14 protein-coding genes and 2 pseudogenes are annotated in these 16,087 nt (G+C 50.3%); 12 read left to right on the forward strand and 4 right to left on the reverse strand.

The features are described 5' to 3' along the window. The 7 genes and pseudogenes from JZI27_RS07875 to JZI27_RS07905 all read left to right on the forward strand — a co-directional run bounded on the left by JZI27_RS07875 (window position 1) and on the right by JZI27_RS07905 (window position 8,084). The gene (locus JZI27_RS07875) at window positions 1-1,968 is read left to right on the forward strand and encodes a dynamin family protein (protein ID WP_280207222.1); all 1,968 of its coding nucleotides are present in this window, start codon (window positions 1-3) and stop codon (window positions 1,966-1,968) included. Between the two features lie 164 nt (window positions 1,969-2,132). Beyond that, window positions 2,133-2,639 (forward strand): efflux RND transporter permease subunit, encoded by a 507-nt coding sequence (locus JZI27_RS07880; RefSeq protein WP_280207223.1) that lies wholly within the window; start codon window positions 2,133-2,135, stop codon window positions 2,637-2,639. Continuing rightward, the gene (locus tag JZI27_RS07885) at window positions 2,636-3,598 is read left to right on the forward strand and encodes a sensor histidine kinase (RefSeq protein ID WP_280207224.1); all 963 of its coding nucleotides are present in this window, start codon (window positions 2,636-2,638) and stop codon (window positions 3,596-3,598) included. Before JZI27_RS07880 ends, JZI27_RS07885 begins: the two co-directional genes overlap by 4 nt. Beyond that, window positions 3,522-4,526 carry a phosphotransferase family protein gene (locus JZI27_RS07890; RefSeq protein WP_280207225.1) on the forward strand — a complete coding sequence of 335 codons (1,005 nt, stop codon included), beginning with the start codon at window positions 3,522-3,524 and terminating at the stop codon, window positions 4,524-4,526. The genes JZI27_RS07885 and JZI27_RS07890 overlap by 77 nt, the downstream gene beginning before the upstream one ends. 18 nt (window positions 4,527-4,544) lie before the next feature. Then, a pseudogene (locus tag JZI27_RS07895) lies at window positions 4,545-5,744 on the forward strand (DUF3880 domain-containing protein). A 22-nt stretch (window positions 5,745-5,766) separates the two neighbouring features. Then, entirely contained in the window at window positions 5,767-7,389 is a 1,623-nt protein-coding gene (locus JZI27_RS07900) for a DUF3880 domain-containing protein (protein ID WP_280207226.1), read from the forward strand. A 35-nt stretch (window positions 7,390-7,424) separates the two neighbouring features. Further along, complete coding sequence (locus tag JZI27_RS07905; RefSeq protein ID WP_280207227.1) at window positions 7,425-8,084, forward strand: polysaccharide deacetylase family protein; 660 nt, start codon at window positions 7,425-7,427, stop codon at window positions 8,082-8,084. A 155-nt stretch (window positions 8,085-8,239) separates the two neighbouring features. On the opposite strand, the gene putP is transcribed toward JZI27_RS07905, so the two are convergent. After that, on the reverse strand, window positions 8,240-9,706 hold the full coding sequence (putP, locus tag JZI27_RS07910; protein ID WP_251244396.1) for a sodium/proline symporter PutP: 1,467 nt from the start codon (window positions 9,704-9,706) through the stop codon (window positions 8,240-8,242). A 194-nt stretch (window positions 9,707-9,900) separates the two neighbouring features. Further along, window positions 9,901-10,362 carry a hypothetical protein gene (locus JZI27_RS07915; protein WP_122908730.1) on the reverse strand — a complete coding sequence of 154 codons (462 nt, stop codon included), beginning with the start codon at window positions 10,360-10,362 and terminating at the stop codon, window positions 9,901-9,903. Window positions 10,363-10,492: 130 nt separating this feature from the next. Between JZI27_RS07915 and JZI27_RS07920 the strand changes: the two genes are divergently transcribed. Beyond that, a complete protein-coding gene (locus tag JZI27_RS07920; protein ID WP_122908729.1) occupies window positions 10,493-10,705 on the forward strand; it encodes a cold-shock protein in 213 nt (70 codons plus the stop codon). Between the two features lie 95 nt (window positions 10,706-10,800). Here the strand turns inward: JZI27_RS07920 and JZI27_RS07925 are convergent, their stop codons facing one another. Beyond that, window positions 10,801-10,998, reverse strand: coding sequence for a hypothetical protein (locus JZI27_RS07925; RefSeq protein ID WP_122908728.1), 198 nt, complete (start codon window positions 10,996-10,998; stop codon window positions 10,801-10,803). A 127-nt stretch (window positions 10,999-11,125) separates the two neighbouring features. After that, a pseudogene (locus tag JZI27_RS07930) lies at window positions 11,126-12,236 on the reverse strand (aminotransferase-like domain-containing protein). Window positions 12,237-12,357: 121 nt separating this feature from the next. On the opposite strand from JZI27_RS07930, the gene JZI27_RS07935 reads away from it, so the two are divergent. From JZI27_RS07935 to JZI27_RS07950, 4 genes are all read left to right on the forward strand, one after another. Next, window positions 12,358-13,152, forward strand: coding sequence for a thymidylate synthase (locus tag JZI27_RS07935; RefSeq protein WP_251244398.1), 795 nt, complete (start codon window positions 12,358-12,360; stop codon window positions 13,150-13,152). Continuing rightward, complete coding sequence (locus JZI27_RS07940) at window positions 13,149-13,631, forward strand: dihydrofolate reductase (protein WP_280207228.1); 483 nt, start codon at window positions 13,149-13,151, stop codon at window positions 13,629-13,631. The genes JZI27_RS07935 and JZI27_RS07940 overlap by 4 nt, the downstream gene beginning before the upstream one ends. 77 nt (window positions 13,632-13,708) lie before the next feature. Continuing rightward, entirely contained in the window at window positions 13,709-14,701 is a 993-nt protein-coding gene (locus JZI27_RS07945) for a PHP domain-containing protein (RefSeq protein WP_280207229.1), read from the forward strand. 97 nt (window positions 14,702-14,798) lie between these two features. Then, window positions 14,799-15,992 carry a M20 metallopeptidase family protein gene (locus JZI27_RS07950; protein WP_251244401.1) on the forward strand — a complete coding sequence of 398 codons (1,194 nt, stop codon included), beginning with the start codon at window positions 14,799-14,801 and terminating at the stop codon, window positions 15,990-15,992. Window positions 15,993-16,087: the final 95 nt, after the last annotated feature.

A 16,087-nucleotide genomic window follows, 5' to 3' on the forward strand; every position in this document is an offset into this window, starting at 1 on the left:
ATGAACCAGTTGAGAGAGAAGCTATTTGCCGCAGCGGAGCGCTTGCGGCGTGCAAGTATAGAAATCACAGATGTACCGGGTATGAAGAATCAGGCGCAAGCGATGCTGGATCGTGCAGATCGCTTGACTGCCAACCGCTTTACTGTTGCCTTGTTCGGGGCTTTTAGTGCGGGGAAATCGTCGTTTGCCAATGCCTTGATGGGAGATCTGGTGCTGCCGGTATCGCCCAATCCGACGACGGCTGCAATCAACAAAATTATGCCTCCAACCGAGGAACAGCCCCATGGAACCGTTCGTGTCGTGCTGAAAAGCAGAGATGCCATCGAACAGGACGTGCTCCGTTCCCTGGCTGTATTCGGATTGTCCGCTCCCGATCTGGAGGGCGCTTTGGACGAACTGAACAAAATTGACGTAGCGCAAATCCCTCCAACCGCGAAACCTCACTACACCTTCTTAAAAGCCGTCACGAAGGGTCTAGGTGAGATGGCGGATCATCTCGGCGGCGAGTTGCTGGTAGACATGAAGGCGTTCAAAGGCTTCGTAGCCAAGGAAGAAAAAGCGTGCTTTGCCGAGTACATCGAACTGTTCTACTCTTGCCCGCTGACGGATCAAGGAATCGTCCTGGTGGACACGCCCGGTGCGGACTCGATCAATGCTCGTCACACCGGAGTTGCCTTTGAGTACATGAAAAACGCGGATGCTGTTCTGTTCGTAACCTACTATAATCATGCCTTCTCCCAGGCTGACCGCGAATTCCTGCTGCAGATGGGACGTGTAAAGGACACCTTTGAGATGGACAAGATGTTCTTCATCGTGAATGCTGCTGATTTGGCTGTCTCAGAAGAAGAGCTGCAGGGTGTCATTACGCACGTAGAGAAAAACCTGCTTACCTGCGGAATTCGCCTACCTCGGATCTATCCGGTATCCAGTCAGACCGCTTTGCTGGCGCGGATGCTAGAGGCTGGCAAGCTTGCTGGATCTGCTGAAAAAGTGTACCGTCAACGCACGCAGACAGCAGAAGGTGAGCCTTTGATGCCAGCGGAAGAAGGATTTGCCCTGTCTGGAATGGCTCATTTTGAAGAAGATTTCCTGCGGTTTACCATCGACGAGCTGACCCAGATTGCGGTCAATGCCGCAATCGCTGAGATTCGCAGGGCACATGAAACCTTGTCCGAATTTATGCGCATGGCAACGTCCGGAGAAAGCGAACGTCTGGCTCGTCGGGATGCGGCCAACGAAGCGCAGGCTGCGGCGCTGGCTGCAGTAGATGCTCTCTCGGTCACTTCGATGGAGCGGGATTTGGACAAAGAGCGAGAAGAACTGCTTTTCTACGTCAAGCAACGTCTCTTTTTCCGCTTCAACGAGCTGTTTGGTTTTGCCTTCAACCCGGCTGTCCTAAAAGAGGATGGACGCAACATGAAGCAGGCTCTGCAAGGCTGTCTGACGGATCTCCTCCGTTCGATCAGCTATGATCTGGCACAGGAGCTGCGTGCGACCACGCTGCGACTGGAGAAGTACATGAACAGACAAGGAGTCACGCTGATCCAGCAGTGGCAACGTGATGTTCAGGCCCACGCGACCAGTCTCTCCCTGTCTCCATATCAGCCGAGGCAGGTAGAGACGCTGACATTCGCGGAGGATTTGCCTGTAACCAGCCAGGCCTTCCAACCTGCGCTCTCCCTGTTTAAGAACACCAAGGATTTCTTTGAACAGGATGGCAGAGTGAAAATGCGCGAGGATTTGGAAAAGCGCCTGCAAGAGCCTGTATCTGCCTATGTCTCTGGCGGAAGCGAGCAATTGCGCGACCAGTTTTCCACACTCTTTTCCACAATCGTGGAAACGGAACGTGCCCTTGTCAAGGAACAGGTTGCCTCCTACTTCACAGGTCTGATTGCCGCGTTGGAGATGAAGGTAGACCTGAACGAGCTGGAAGGCAAATTGAAACGTGTAGCAGCTGAACTGGAATAAATAGGGATGATAAAGAGGTGCTCCGAATCGGGCGCCTCTTTTTCTTTTTTCTCCTCCTTCATATTGCCACGTTTTGTTCATCGATCGTTCATATTGGGGAGCTATATTGTGGGCAGAGCGATCACCGCAGCAAGCGGTAAACATCGAGCAAAGGGGGGATGACAGTGCGGTGGTTAACCAAATCGTCTTTGCAAAATCCGGCTATGGTGGTGCTCCTATCGCTACTCGTCGCATTGGGTGGGGTGTTTTCGTTTCTAGTGATCAATATTGAGAGCGAACCCCAGGCAAAGCTGGGGATGCTTACGGTATCCACCTCTTATCCTAACGCATCAGCAGAAGATGTGATGAACGACGTTACCAAGCCTTTGGAAAGAGCTGTTGAGGCTGTAAGCGGCGTGAAAACGTACATTTCCAGCTCACAGGAAAATCACTCCATGCTGACGATATCGATGGAATCCAATGCGGAAATGGAAAAGGTCAGAGATGAGGTGGAAAAGAGCGTCATTAGCACAAAGCTGCCAGCCGCAGCAAATCTGCCCAAGGTAAAGCTCAGGGTTGTCGGCGGAGAACCGATGTATTTTTTGGCGATCAGCAACAAGGAACAGCTTCGAACCAACGAGGCATTTTATCGCTTATCCTGTTTGCTTTTCTACTGGCTGCCATGCTCGTGATCAGTGTGGTCCTGATTCTGGTATTCACCCGTTATCTGGTGAAGCCGCTCAAGACCTTGACTCAGGCTACCAAAAAGCTGGCTGAAGGCGAGTACGAGATACAGCTGGATATCCTGCGCCGGGATGAGATAGGCAATCTGGCAGCCAATTTTGCGCAGATGACACAATCGCTCAAACAGTTGGATGATATGAGGCAGGAATTCGTCTCCAACGTCTCCCACGAAATCCAGTCTCCGCTCACATCCATCCAGGGCTTCTCCCAGGCCATTCGCAGTGGTGAAGTGAGCGCAGAGCAGCAGGAAGCCTACCTCAAGATCATCGAAGAGGAGAGTAGAAGACTCTCCTCTCTGAGCAAGCAGCTGCTTACCCTTGCTTCCTTGGACAAGGAGACGAGCCTCTATGAGCCGTCCGTCTATCGCCTGGACGAGCAGCTGCGGCAAGTTCTGCTGATGCTGGAGATGCAGTGGCAGGATAAGCGCCTGCATATCGATCTGGAGCTGCCGGAGACATCGATTTTTGCAGACAAGCTCCTGCTCAATCAAGTATGGATGAATCTGATCACGAATAGCATCAAGTTTACACCACCTGAAGGGACCATTCGCATCGGAATCAGAAAAGACGAACGGATAGTGGTCACCATCGAGGATACGGGAACTGGCATCTCCGAAAGTGAGCTGCCACATGTGTTCGATCGTTTTTATAAAGGAGACAAATCACGCAACAGGTCATTGGTGGGAAGTGGTTTAGGGCTTGCCATCGTCAAGAAAATCGTGCACATGGCAGATGTGAGAATGTACGTGACTATAAGTTTCCAATTGTTTGCCAAGTCATACAATACAATAACCTCTAATTTGGATGTTCTAGAAAGGAGCAGACATCACTGTGGAGACGGAGAAACTGGAAAAGCTTTTGCACGCCAAATACCCGGATTTGGCCAAGGAATCCCTGCGTGTAGATGATACAGGATGGTACAATCTTGTACTGATCATCGGGGAAAGGATGATTTTTCGTTTCCCCAAGACAGAAGAAGCCAAGAGCATCATGGCCAAGGAGCTTCAGATCTTGCCCCAGCTTCACGCTGTTCTCCCTGTTGCAATCCCTCAATTTATCTATTCCTCGAATGAGTCTGATCAGATCCCCTATGTGGGTTATCCCATGATAGCAGGACGTCCGCTTTTTCCTGTGGACATGGCTGGCTTGAATGATCAAGAGCAAGAGCAGCTGGCCAAGGAGATCGGGGCATTTTTGACCGCCATGCATGCTTTTCCTTTGGATAAAGCATTTGGAGAAGCGGCAGAAGCTTCACAGATCAAAGACTACTACAGGGACCTGTTCAAAACGATAAAAAACAAAGCGTTTCCCGTTATGACCCCCAAGCTGATTTCATGGACCAGGCAAGTCTTTGATGACTTTTTAACAGACAAGGATTCATTCCGGTTTACACCCTGCCTTTTACACAATGATCTGAAGCCAGAGCATCTGCTGTACGATTTTGAAAAAAGAAAATTGTCCGGTGTGATCGATTTTGGTGCGATGGGGGCAGGGGATCCTGCCTATGATTTTGTCGGGATCTGCCGGGCTTACGGAAAAGCTTTTGTAAATAAAGTAATTCATTTTTACAAGGGACCGCTGGATTCGGCCTTTCTCAAGCGCATCGATCATTTTTACACAAAAATCGTCAGTTTCTGGTCACTTTTTCATGGAGTCGATACGCAGGATCAGCAATTGATTCAGATGCCCTGGATAAACTGCATGAACATGCAAAAAAAGGCTCATGACGGTTTTATCTCTATGAAAAGTATCGATACGTGTTTTTCCGCATTCAAAAGGATGGTTGCCGCCGTTACGCGAAAGACTTGCCGCCGCATATGGTATCGAATGATATGAGAATGTTGAGGTGAGAAAATGCGTGTCCTGTTTTTGGAGAGCCACCCGATGTGGATTTATGGATTGCCGAATGGATTTTGCGATTCAGGCCATAAAGTGATGATTTCAGGACCTCTGACGGATCAGAATATCCCTGAAATGATCGCAGAGTTTCAGCCCGATCTCATCGTCATGCTGGGGTGGGGACCTGAACAAACAACGGAGAAGCAGGAATGGATCTGTAAACATGTACATGCAGCGCAAGTACCGCTCGTGTATTGGGCAACGGAAGATCCTACTTTTACGAGCTATTTCACGTTGCCATTGATTAAGCGAGTGCAACCTGACTTCGTGTTTACCATTTGTCCGGCACGAGTGGACTATTACCGTCAACAGGGTATAAAAGCTGCTCATATGGATTTTGGCTATCACCCGAGCATTCATTGCACCGTGCCGAGTGAGGAAAAATACCGTACCTCGATTGCAGTCGTGGCTAATGCCTATCCCCAGGTGTTTGAACAATATCCCAATCATTATCGCCTGGTCTCTTTATATACGTTAATTCGACCGCTCCTTCATGCAAATATACGTATTGATTTTTACGGTCGTGACTGGGACAAAATGAAATTTTACTTAGGAAAAGACATCCCTGCGGAGTGGATACATGGTTATCTCCCGTAACCAGAAGCAAACAAAGTGTATAGTTCAGCAGACATCGTGATCGGATTGCAAAATTATGAGACCCAGCTTACCCAGCGGACCTATGAAATTCTAGGCTCGGGTGGCTGTCTGGTTACGCATAGTACACCTGAAGTCAGACGCCTTTTTGTTCCCCATCGAGATTTGGTAGCATCTTCGTCTGCTAAGGAAACCGTAGAGCTCGTCAGTCACTATCTGGAGCATCCCGATCTGCGTGAACAGATCAGAAAGCAGGGGATGCATGCCGTGCGTGAAGACACCTACCGGCATCGAGCTGACTACATGCTGGACGTACTCCAGGAGGAAGGCATCGTGAAAAAGGAAGACAGCGATACGCTGACGGGTGGCAAACTCACCTATTTCATGGATCGGATCAGGGAGAAATACGAGGTGCATGACGTTCGAGAGGGGGACACCCTTTGGAATATTGCACAACAGTACGGTGTGACGGTCGAACAAATCATGAAGGAGAACGGTCTGACTTCCGATCTGATTTACGTTGACCAGTATTTGAAGATCAAAGAAAACAACGGTTCTTGAGATTGGAGGTGAAAGAACGTTCATGCGCGTTTTGTTCTTTGAAAATAGCCACGCATCCGTTCATGGACTAGCGTATGGGTTTCGTGATGCAGGGCATCAAGTGATGATTACGGGACCATTAACCGAGAAAAATATTCCTGAAATGATCAAAAAATACAGGCCTGAACTGATGGTCGTGATAGGCTGGGGCCCAGAGCTGTCGATCACGCTGCAGCATGTCATTCGACAATGCTCCCAGGAAGCCAAAGTGCCGTTGGTCTATTGGGCGGTAGACGACCCTACCTTTCTCGAAATCTGGTCCTTGCCTTTGATTTCTCGCTTGCAGGTTGACTTTGTGTTTTCAGTATCCCCTGCATGTGTAGCCTCTTACAGACAGGCAGGCTTTCGGGCTTCACATATGGACTTCGGTTATGATCAGACTTTCTTTTTCCCCGAACCTACTCCCTCCGAACCTCGCCAATCTATAGCACTGGTAGGGCATGCTTTTCCCCACATGTATAAACATCATTCGGATCAGGATCGGTTGATGGCCCTGCATACCCTGATTCGACCGCTTTTGTACGAAAACATACGGATTGATTTTTACGGCAGGGATTGGGATAAAATGAAGCCCTTCTTTGGGCTCGACATCCCGCAGGAGTGGATTCATGCCTCCTTGCCATCTACAGAGATGAAACAAGTCTACTGCTCGTCAGACATCGTCATCAGCTTACTCACATGGGGTACTCAGATTCCGCAGAAAATTTTTGAAATACTCGGCTGTGGCGGATTCCTTCTCACACAGGATACGCCTGAGATCAGGAGATTGTTTCGCCCAGGTGACGATCTGCTGGTCTCTGCTACTGCTGAAGAGACACTTCGCCTCGTTCGTGAATACCTGGCCAGTCCTGAAGAGAGAAGAAGAATTCGCGAACGGGGAAATCTTGCAGTCCGTAACCACACCTACCGCCAGCGAGCGGAATATATGCTGCGTACATTGAGAGAGCATGGCATTCTGCCCGATCAAAAGGAGAGTCCCCAACACCACGGTGAGCTTCTCTATTACGATGCTGCCTCCATCGAACCTTACGAAACGCATATCGTGAGCCAGGGAGAAACCCTCTGGGAGATTGCCCAGAGATACATGGTATCGGTAGAACAGCTTAAAAAAGGGAACAAACTCACATCCAATATGATTTTTGTCGGGCAGCCCTTAAAAATACCGCCAGCACGTGAGGATTCTTTTGATGGACAGCAAGAAGTAAAAGTGATGCTGGACAAGGCGGCACGTCTGTTTCATCTGGACCCGATCCTTCTGCATGGGATTGCCTACGCTGAATCTAGCTTTGGAAAAAATGCAGGATTCAGCAAAGCTGGTGCATTCGGCATTATGCAGCTCTTGACTGAAACGGCAGAGGAGCTAGGAATCGATCGTACGAATCCGTGGCAAAACATTTTGGGTGGGGCGATGTACGTGAAAGAAATGCTAAAAGAATTCGAAGGCGATATTCCCAAAGCATTGGGGGCATATAACTGGGGTGTAAACAACATGAAAAAGGCAATAGCAGAACAAGGGAATTCCTGGTTGTCCGCAACGCCGGAAGAAACGCAGCAATACGTCGCCAAAATCATGAAATATATGGACGAAGCGGGAGAGTGTCGTTGAACGGTTTGAGATTGAAGCTTGATGGAGGTGAATGAATGAAAAAGGGTGAAGAAAAAGGGAAGAGCCGGTATAGTTCCACAGAAGCTCCAATTCGGAGAAAACCCAAGGAAGTCGCGCTTACCTTTGATGATGGTCCCGACCATCTATGGACCCCGCGTGTTTTGGATATCTTGGCCCAGTATCGCGTAAAGGCAACCTTCATGTGCGTAGGTCAAATGGCAAAATACAATCCCAAAATACTGGAAAGAATAGCGTCCGAGGGACATGTAATCGGGAATCACAGCTGGGACCATCCGTATTTTACGAAAATTGCGCTCTCTGCCGTGCTCGACCAAGTGGAGAGAACCACAGAGCAAATCGATAAAATCATTGGCTTGAAGCCACGCCTGGTTCGTCCCCCATACGGAGCGACGAATGAAGACGTGAACCGTATTTTAAAGGCTGGGGGTCACGAGATCATCCTGTGGGATGTGGACAGCTGGGATTGGAAGGGGCTTACCGGGCCCCAGGTAGCGAGGAATGTCCTCGGGCATGTAGGGCCGGGCTCTGTCGTCTTGCAGCATTGTGCGGGAACTGTAGATGATACACTCAAGGGAACAGTGGAAGCTTTGCCGTATATCATCGAAGTGCTTAGTGAACAAAAATACGCTTTTACGACGATCGCGGAGATGTTCCAGCTTGAAGCGTATTGGTAAGGGGTAAGAACTGGATAGACTGCCCGATTTCGTGAAAAAACGAAGCCGCGTCCCAAGCGCCGTCTCCAAGGAATCTCTCAGGGGTGGACGCTTAAAAGCGTGTTTCGTTTTTTCGATCCATCTCGGCCTTATCCTGCGATGTTGAACATGAGTCATTATTGTTGGTTCTTCTTCAGGTATGCATCGTATTGCGATTCTACTTCCTTCGGTGGCCTTGTCGTGACGTTGCTGACGATCAGGATCGCCAACAGGCTCACAGCAAAGCCTGGGACCATCTCATACAAAAAGTCCTTTAGCACATCGAATCTCGTCCAGATGATGACCGTCAAGGCACCCGCGATCATCCCTGCCAATGCCCCCCAGCGATTCATGCGCTTCCAGTACAGCGACAGCAGGATGACAGGTCCAAAAGAGGAACCAAACCCTGCCCAGGCGTAGCCGACTAGATCGAGAATGGTGTCGTTTTTGTTCAGCGCGAGCAGAAATGCGATGACCGCAACGACGAGAACAGAGAGCCGTCCGACTCTCACCAGCTCCTTGTCTGTTGCCGAGCGCCGAAAGAAAGTCTTGTATATGTCCTCCGTCAGGGAGCTGGATGTCACGAGGAGCTGTGACGAGATCGTGCTCATGATGGCAGCCAGTATAGCCGCAAGCAAAAACCCTGTGATGATCGGGTGAAAAAGTATCGTACCAAGCTGGATAAAAATGGTCTCCGGATCAGCCAGCGTCCAGCTGTTTTTGGAGTAAAGGGCAATTCCTACAAGGCCGGTGAGCATCGCGCCCGCAACCGAGAATATCATCCACCCCATGCCAATTCGGGTGGCCTTTTTAATTTCTTTCGTCGAAGTAATCGCCATGAAGCGAACGATGATATGCGGCTGACCGAAATAGCCAAGCCCCCAGGCGAAAAGCGAGATGATCCCGAGCAGACTGGTCCCTTTGAAAATGTTGAGCAGAGAAGGATCGATGGAGCGAATCTCGGAAAACGATTCCCCTACCCCACCTGCCGCAACGATAGTGACGAGAGGGACCATGATTAGGGCAATGACCATGATGAGGCCTTGGACAGCATCGGTCCAGCTCACAGCCAGGAAGCCCCCGAAAAGGGTGTACGCGATCGTCACCAGTCCCACAATCCACAACCCGGTTTGATAGCTGAGCTGGAAGGTGTTTTCAAACAAAACACCCCCAGAGACCAAGCCGGATGAGACGTAAAATGTAAAAAAGATCAGGATGACAAGGCCCGATACCAGTCGCAGCAGATGAGAAGCATCTCCAAAGCGATTCTCCAGATAAGCGGGAATCGTAATCGAGTTGTTGGCCATCTCTGTATAGGTACGCAAGCGCGGAGCTACATACAGCCAGTTCGCATAGGCACCTAAAGTCAGGCCGATCGCGATCCAGGAAGCGCTCAGACCCTGGGCGAACATGGCTCCCGGCAAGCCCATCATCAGCCATCCACTCATATCGGAAGCTCCTGCACTCAAGGCAGTGACAGTGGGACCGAGAGAGCGTCCGCCCAGCATGTAATCAGTCAGATTGGAGGTGCGTCGATAAGCGTAATAGCCAATGAGCAGCATTCCAGCCATATAGACGATAATGGAGCCAAGCAGCATGTTCATACGTCACAGCACCTCTTATGTATTCAGTCTCTATGGGTGTAATATGGACTTATTCTTTTTGATCATGCAAAAACGTGAAGGCTAAGGCTTGGAATAAAGACCCAGGATCTCAGCTTTGGATGGGCTCTCGGCAGCCAAAGAAAAAAAGCTTGCGATACGGGATCGCAAGCCTATCAAAAAAATCTTTTGAACGTCTATTCCTGCAATTGAATTTGTCCACTGCTGTCCAGATTTACCTGGAACTCCTTGACCACGGTAGGCTCCGCAGAAGGATTGTTCAGATCCTGCTTCAATACTTGGAATTTGCCGTCTCCGGTCAGTTTTCCCTTGTATTCGAGGCCGAGCAGATCGGATTTGTAAAAGCTGAAGTTGGCCAGCTCCGTTTTTTGCAATTCTTCACTTAAAAGCTGCCCGTCTCCACTAAACATCGCGTTTCTCAGTGCCTCAGAGGAGTCGTATTTTTCCTGCAGATAGGTTTTCAACTGTTGGGCAATCTCAGATTCGGCCAGCTGCTTTCCAGCCTCTACGACCTGTTTCCCTGTCTCGATCGCTTGCTTTCCTGTCTCGATTGCCTGTTGTGCCGTCTGTACACCTTCTGATACCTCTGAACATGCCGTCAATAGCAATGCGCAGAGGACGATAGCGGTTTTACGCATGCTGAATCATCTCCTTTCGGCGAAAAGACGAAAAGTCGTACTTTATTTATCATACCGTATCTCCACTTTCTTCGCATCCGCATAGGATGAAGTAAGCGCATAGCTGCAATTTGTACAGGGAGGAAATGCAATGATTCATGGGAAAGTGAAATGGTTTAGCAAGGAGAAGGGGTATGGTTTTATTGAACGGGATGGTGGGCCGGACGTGTTCGTTCACTACTCAGCAATCAGTGGATCCGGTTACCGCAATTTGGAGGAGGGCGAGCTCGTTACCTTTGAAATTGTCAATGGTCAACGAGGTCAGCAAGCAGCAAATGTAGAACGCTCAGCAGTGAACAATTAATCCGCCTTTTCAATGTCTGGCCACCAAAAAAAATAACGCCGTCGCTCTCGTTCGTAGAGAGCGGACGGCGTTTTTTTGCTAGCGAATGTTCCAAATCAGCGCAAATAGAGAAAGACGGCCAAAGCAATCAACAAGATTATGGTGATGACTCCGTATATGATCAACAGGTTTCGGGAGCGCTCGACGAATCCCCGCTGTCTGGTTTCTTCTGGCTGCAATCCGATCTTAAAGGTGGCAGCTAGGGCGATCGCGACCAGTACAAAGACAGCAATGATAAATGGATAAATGGACATACACCATCGTCCTTTATGGGAATGAACAGGATTGATTCAGATGAAGACAAGGAATCAAACATCTTGCACAACTTGATCATAGCGCGATCCATACAAATTGAAACCATCCACTTGGTAGCTTTTTTGCTCATCCACTTAAAGTGAAAGCATCTGCAAAGCGAGAAACAGCTTCGCGAATTTCGTCTGCATCCGCTCGCCCAAATGTGAAGCGCACGTATCCATCCTTCGCTCCAAAAAGATGCCCAGGGACAAAAATGGTGCCTCGCTTCACGGCTTCACGCAACAGCTGTGATTCGTTCCATTCACCAGCCAGACCGCACCAAAGGTGAATGCCTCCAGCTGGTATCACAAGTTCTGCCTGATCGCCAAAATGGCCTTGCAACGAGGTCACGAGCTGGTCGCGACGCAGGAGGAGCTGGCTGCGTAATAGATCCATATGTCTAGAAAAATCAGATGAGGATAGAAACTTGTCAGCCAGCCACTGCGGAAAAATACTGTGTCCGTAGTCAAATTGCTGCTTGGCATCTGCCAATCGCTCGATGACGGTCTGAGGTCCGACAATCCAGCCGATGCGCAGTCCGGACGCGACGATTTTTGTCAATGAACTGATGTATAGCACAGTACCGTGCCTGTCGAGTGATTTGAGTGTCGGTACGGACTCACCGGAAAAAGAGGTCAGACTATAAGGATCATCCTCAATAATCGGGATGCCGTTTTCTGCTGAAAGAGCCAACAAGCGATGGCGTCTCTCCAGAGAGAGCAGGCTCCCGGTCGGGTTCTGGTAATTGGGGTTGAGAAAGACCATCTTGATCCGATGCTTGCGATGAAGCTCTGCCAGTTGTTCGGGTATAATCCCGTCTTTATCTACAGGAAGTGGGAAGGTCCGTAAGCCGGAAGAACGAAACAAGGGCAGGGAATAACAGTAGGATGGTTCTTCGATTGCTACAGCGTCTCCAGGTTGCAACAGACATTGCACGACCAGATGCAAAGCTTGCTGTGCACCAAATATCCCGGCTGACGATCGTACCGCTGCCTCGCTTTCTCTCGACCACACCTGCTGCTTGCAACTCATCATACGCTGCGACGATCGTGGAGCGGTTTACATGAAGTTCCTTGGCAAGCAACCGCTCAGAAGGCAAAAAATAGCCAGGTGGAAATTCACCGATGCTGATCCGCTGCTCCATTTGTTCTGCAATTTGTTTGTAGCGTGGTTTGGTCTTCGATTCTTTCTCGTCCATTTGATCCCGCTTCCTTTTTCATGCGTTCGATTCCTTGTTATTATAGCATGCTGTATCCCTTCCGTTTTCAATCGCGCCGTTTTGGTTTAGTATAGACCTAATAGGGAAGGAGTGTAGGGGAATGAGACAATATCTGGACTTGTGCCAGCGCATTCTGGACGAGGGAGTCAAAAAGGAAGACCGGACAGGCACGGGGACCATCAGTGTTTTTGGTCATCAGATGCGGTTTGACTTGAGCGAGGGCTTCCCGCTGATTACAACGAAAAAATTACATACCAAATCGATTTTCCACGAGCTCTTGTGGTTTCTTTCTGGTGATACCAATATTGGCTATTTGCAAGAAAATGGCGTGCGCATTTGGAACGAGTGGGCGGATGAAAACGGAGATCTGGGACCGGTATACGGCAAGCAATGGCGTTCTTTCGCTGGACGAGACGGCAAGACGGTCGATCAAATCAAGTGGGTCGTAGAGGAAATCAAGCGAAATCCCGACTCTCGCCGTTTGATCGTAAGCGCCTGGAACCCGGCTGAGCTGGATGAGATGGCACTGCCTCCATGCCACTTGCTGTTTCAGTTTTATGTCGCCAATGGAAAGCTTTCCTGCCAGCTGTATCAACGCAGTGCAGACACGTTTTTGGGCGTGCCCTTCAATATCGCCAGCTACGCTTTGCTCACCCAGATGATGGCGCATGTAACGGGACTTGAGCCCGGTGAATTTGTGCACACATTAGGCGATGCTCACCTGTACCTCAACCACGTGGAGCAGGTAAAGCTGCAATTGACCAGAGAGCCGAAGCCTCTGCCAAAGCTGAAGCTCAACCCGGAGGTTACATCCATTTTTGAATTTACCTTCGACGATATTGAGGTGGTCGACTACGAAGCCCATCCACATATTAAAGGAGAGGTAGCTGTATGATTAGCCTGATCGTCGCGTATGCGAACAACCAGGTGATCGGCAAGGATGGCGTCATGCCTTGGCATTTGCCGGCTGATTTGAAGCACGTAAAGGAGCTTACGACAGGCCAAACGATCGTGATGGGAAGAAAGACGCTGGAAGGCATCGGCAAGCCGCTTCCCAACCGACGAAATGTCGTTCTGACCCGCAATCCTGATTTTCACATGCCAGGTGTGGATGTGGTTCATACCAAGGAGGAGGTGCTGGCGCTCGGAGATGTGATCATCTTCGGAGGAGCCGAGATTTATCGCCAGTTTCTCGATGTGGTAGATCGCATGTACATTACAGAGATCCACTTGGACACGCAGGGGGATACGTATTTCCCGGCATGGGATCGGGATGCCTTTACCTTGGTAGATAAGCGAGAAGGTATCATAGACGAGAAGAACCGCTATCCACATGCGTTTTGTACGTATGAGCGAAAAAGCGACATGAAATAGGTTCGTGTGACATATGCCCTATTCCCTCAACATAAAAACAAGTAAGACTGTTGGAAATACCCGCGGAGGGGATCGGGATGAAGGTAGATTTTCATGTCCATGTTGAGGAAGGGCCGTATTCTCTGGATTGGTTGATGCAAACAACAGCATCGCTTTCGCAGCAGGTAAAGGAAGAGGTGCCTGGCACAAGGGAATGGATGGACGGACTGGTGCGTAGATTGACGGATCGCATGAGGGAAGGGCCTTATTCGTCGGCCTGGCTGGATGAGTATCGGTCGCGAGCCAAGGAGCTGGGGATTGGAATCGTCGGCATCGTGGAGCATGGCTACCGTTTTACACAATTCAAAAGCCTCTATGAAGAGCAGCTGCATCTGGGACAGGATCATCTGGGACGAGTCCAGCGGCAGTGGCTGGATCAAGTCTGCTGCGAGAGCTTTCCGAGCTACCTCGCTTTTCTGGAGAGGGAAAAGCAGCGCTGGGAAGACGACGGGATAGCCCTGCGGGTCGGAATCGAGCTGGATTTTTTCCCAGAACAGGAAGCAGCACTGTCCGGGATCGTGAATGCCTATGATTGGGATTTCTGCCTGGGCGCCGTTCATTTTGTTGAGGGAGTGGCTGTTCATCTGCCCCAAACGAGCGAGCGCTTCGGGAGAATGGATCTCGGCAGCCTGTACAGTCGATACTTTGATCTGGTGGAGCAGACAGTAGAGAGCGGGCTGTTTGATCTGATTGCTCATGTGGATGGATTAAAGAGCTGCGGCTTTCGACCGGAGGAAACCTCTCTGCTGTCTTATTACCAGCGTATTGCCCGTTCCCTCAAGCGCAACCGGGTGGCGACCGAGTTGAACACCATGTGGTACCGCCACCCAACTGTCGGCGAAATGAGTCCAAGTTCCCGAATGCTGGAGATTCTGGCTCAACATGGGGTAGCTGTGACGACAGCTTCAGGAGCGACACGCCCGGATCAATTGGGGAATCATGGCGACATGGCTAGCGCGACGCTCAAGCGTGCAGGGTTTGAATCAATAGCCGTCTATGAGCAAAGAAAGCAGCAGATTCTGCCCCTTTGACGAATCTTCCATCCAGATTCCTTACTTTTTCTGCTATGATAAGGACAAACGATAGGACAAGAATCGCATTCGCATGGTATGGGAGGAAGTGCACAGCATGTCATTGCAGGAGCAGCTCAAAGACCGCTTGAAAGAAATGGAACCGCAAATCATCAGTTGGCGTCGTCATTTGCATCAATATCCGGAGTTGTCTTTTCATGAAGAAAAGACACCACAGATGATTGCTGAAATTTTGGAAGGACTGAATTTTGACGAGATTCGCACAGGTGTCGGGGGACGAGGGGTAGTTGGCGTCCTGCGCGGAAGCCGTCCTGGCGCAGTCGTAGCCCTGCGCGCGGATTTCGACGCGCTGCCCATCCAGGATCAAAAAGAGGTTACGTATAAATCCAAAGTCCCTGGGGTCATGCACGCTTGTGGTCACGATGCGCATACCTCTCAGCTGCTTGGCTTGGCCAGTGTTCTCGCCAATCATCGCGATCAGTTCGCCGGAGAAATTCGCTTTATTTTCCAGCATGCGGAGGAGGAGTCGCCAGGCGGCGCCATCCAGATGACACAGGACGGGGCAGTAGACGGCGTGGACGCGATCTTTGGGGTTCACCTCTGGTCCATGCTGCCAGTCGGCAACGTATACATCAGTCCTGGGCCGATCATGGCCAGCATCGATGATTTTGTCATCGAGGTTAAAGGACGGGGGGGTCACGGTGCCATCCCGGATGAAACGATTGACTCGATTGTCGTCGGATCGCAGATCGTGGGAGCCTTGCAAACCATCGCCAGCCGCAATGTCAGCCCGATGAACAGTGTCGTCGTCACCGTCGGAACGTTTCACGGAGGAGACAATAACAATGTCATCGCGGATTCCTGCCGCCTGACGGGTACAGTCCGTACATTCCTCCCGGAGGTTCGTGACCGCGCTGAGAAGCGGCTGACCGAGATCGCCAAAGGAACAGCAGCGATGATGGGGGCCAGCGCAGAGGTTCGCTATATCCGTGACTATCCGGCCGTCATCAACAGCGAGAAGGAGGCAGAGCTGGCACGTGAGGCAGCACTGGCCGCATTTGGCGAAGAGCGAGTCCTGCCGATGAAGCCTCTTATGGGAGGAGAGGACTTCTCCTACTATTTGGGTAAGGTTCCTGGTGCCTTCTTCTTTGTTGGAGCGGGCAATCGGGAAAAGCTGGCTGAATATCCGCATCACCATCCGCGCTTTGATATTGATGAAGACGCGATGCTGATCGCGGGGGAGCTTTTGGGCAGAACTGCTTTGCACTTTCTGGAGAAGCACCAATCATGAGGTTAGAAAATGAAGATGCGCTTTTGCCTAGTAGGGGCAAAGGCGCTTTTTTTCATTTCAGCCATAAACTGACTAGGAGAATAAAAGGGGAAGTG

Source organism: Brevibacillus sp. AY1 (assembly GCF_029870785.1).
Classification (GTDB): Bacteria; Bacillota; Bacilli; order Brevibacillales; family Brevibacillaceae; genus Brevibacillus; species Brevibacillus invocatus.